The following is a 2,351-nucleotide window of genomic DNA, read 5'->3' as shown; positions in this document are numbered from 1 at the left end:
ACTTCGTTGCTTTTAAATTTGGCTCGGTCATTACCTATATGGTAACTCCCGTCGCCAAATTTAAAAAGCGCCTCGTCTAGAACAAAAATACTTCGCCTTATTTTTTTTGATTCAAATTTGAGGTCAAATTTGCAAATTTTACCCACCGAGACCCGCATCTTGAAAATGCAAATTTAAATTTGCGACGCTTTGCGTCAGCAAAGCAATGTCGCCACCTCTAACGTGCAGTGGGGCTGGAGAGGGTTTGGGAGAGGAAGGGGCGCGCTCCGTAAGTAGAAACCCCTTCCTCTCCCAAAGAAAAGAGAAAGGCGGATATAAAAGGGAGCTCTTTTGCTTCAGCTTTGCCTCGCAACTGCAAAGCAGAGCGTAATTCAAGCCCCTTCCCACATAACAAGAAAGTAAAAGTTGAAAGTCGTTTTATCAAATTTTAAATTTACTGTCCAAATTTAATGAATCAAATCAACAAAAAATCAAAATTTAGATCAAGATTTTTGATTTAAATCTTGGGTATAATTATCAAAAATAAGTTGAGGTAAGCTCGAATTTGCCTCGAGTAAATTTAGCATTTTTGCGGTGCGGGTCTGGACGGGTCAAATTTAGCTATTAAATTTTACGATCAAATTTAACGCCTGGGGGCGAGCCGCAAAGCGAAACGAAATAAAATTTAAAATCTTAATACAAGGAGAAAGTTATGAACAGACGAGGATTTTTAGGACTCGGCGCGGCGCTGGGCGCTACGACGATGGCTCCTAGCCTTTTTGCGAAGGAAAACTTTACGATGTGGGGCGCGCCTGCGATCCCTAGCGTGATAATGGCCGTAGCAAGTATGCAAGGCGAGCTAGCTAAGACGCACGACGTGAAACTGCGCATCTGGAACACTCCGGACGTCCTGCGCGCGGGCGTGGCTAGCGGCGATATCAAGGTCACTATGTCGCCCTCAAACGTTGCTGCAAACCTGCGAAACCAGGGGTTAAATTTCGCGATGTTAAATTTGCTCACGCTAGGCGTCATGAACGCGATGATAAAGGACGAGAGCATCAAGACGCTAGAGGACTTCGTCGGCAAAAAAATCATAATGCCGTTTAAAAACGATATGCCCGATCTTGTGCTACGCGCGCTTTGCAAGAAACGCGGCATAGACGCGAGCAAGCTTGACATCACGTACACCCAGACTCCGCCTGAAGCGGTTGGGCTGTTTATCCAAAAGAACTACGACGTGCTTATCGTGCCGCAGCCTCTTAGCGAGGCGACGATTTTGCGCGGTAAAAAAGCGGGCGTAGCCGTGCATTACGGGCTTGATTTTCCTAAAACTTGGGGCGAGAGCTTTAATGCCAAGCCATACATCCCGATGGCGGGCATCATCGTAAACGTGGACTACTACGAGGCAAATCGCACGCTTTTTGAGACGCTGCACGCCGATCTAACGAACGCGCTAAAATGGATACTGGAAAACAAACAAAGCGCGGCTAAAATCGGCGCCGAGTATCTGCCGGCTCCCGAGCCTGCGCTGGCCGGGGCTTTTGATAAGGCAAATTTGACCGTAACAAAAGCGCATGAGTTGCAAGATGACGTGATGGCATTTTTTGAGCAAATTTTCGAGTTTAATCCAAAGTTGCTCGGTGGTAAAATGCCTGATAAGAGCCTATTTTTATGATACTTATAGATAACGTCAAAAAAAACCGCGGCGCGTTTTTAAAGGTTGCAGACTACCTTTGGGGCGGCTTTAGCGGCCTTGCGACGATCGCGCTTATCATCGCGCTTTGGCAGATCGGCAGCGAGCTGGGAGGAGAGTTTTTGCTCCCGGCTCCGCAGGCCGTTTTCGTGCGGGCGTACGAGCTTTTGGCGGACTATAAAAACAGCGAGATAAACATCACTCTCGTGCGCTCGCTAGTCGGAGTCGGCACGGCCTGTGCCATCGGTATCACGCTGGGGCTGGTTGCGGGCGCGTATAAAAGCTTTGCTGCGTTTTTAAAGCCGGTTATCACGACGCTGCTTTCTATGCCGCCTATTATTTGGATAGTTCTAGCTATATTTTGGTTCGGGTTTGGAAACGCGAGCACTATTTTTACGATCATTATCACGGTTTTGCCGCTAACCTTTGCTAGCTCGATGGTCGGCATGATGAGCGTGAGCGAGGAGCTAAAGGAGATGTTTGACGCCTATAAACTGGGCATTTGCAAAAAGATTCGCCACCTATACGTTCCGCACCTAACAAGCCACATCATCAGCTCTTTAAGCGTCGCCGTAGGCATGGGCGTAAAGATCGTCATCATGGGCGAGCTGCTAGGCGCGAACGACGGTATGGGCGCCAAGATCGCAAACGCGCGCGTGATGCTAGATACCACCGAGGT

Annotated in this window: 2 protein-coding genes; both read left to right on the top strand. The window is 48.2% G+C overall.

Features of this window, described 5'->3' with window-relative positions; genetic code table 11:
- The first annotated feature begins 691 nt into the window (after positions 1-691).
- Positions 692-1,654 (top strand): ABC transporter substrate-binding protein, encoded by a 963-nt coding sequence (locus Q0546_RS01735; protein WP_298789968.1) that lies wholly within the window; start codon positions 692-694, stop codon positions 1,652-1,654.
- Positions 1,651-2,351, top strand: a 701-nt coding sequence (locus Q0546_RS01730) for an ABC transporter permease subunit (RefSeq protein ID WP_298789966.1), incomplete at its 3' end; no start/stop codon positions are given. The genes Q0546_RS01735 and Q0546_RS01730, both read left to right, overlap by 4 nt.

The sequence above is a fragment of the uncultured Campylobacter sp. genome, assembly GCF_937997465.1.
GTDB lineage: Bacteria > Campylobacterota > Campylobacteria > Campylobacterales > Campylobacteraceae > Campylobacter_A.
The sequence above is the reverse complement of the archived record's forward strand: the minus strand, read 5'-3'. Positions and strand labels throughout refer to the sequence as shown.

What these genes read in the sequence shown, in the direction of transcription:
- Q0546_RS01735 (WP_298789968.1), top strand. Translation starts at nt 692, where the DNA reads ATGAACAGACGAGGATTTTTAGGACTCGGCGCGGCGCTGGGCGCTACG.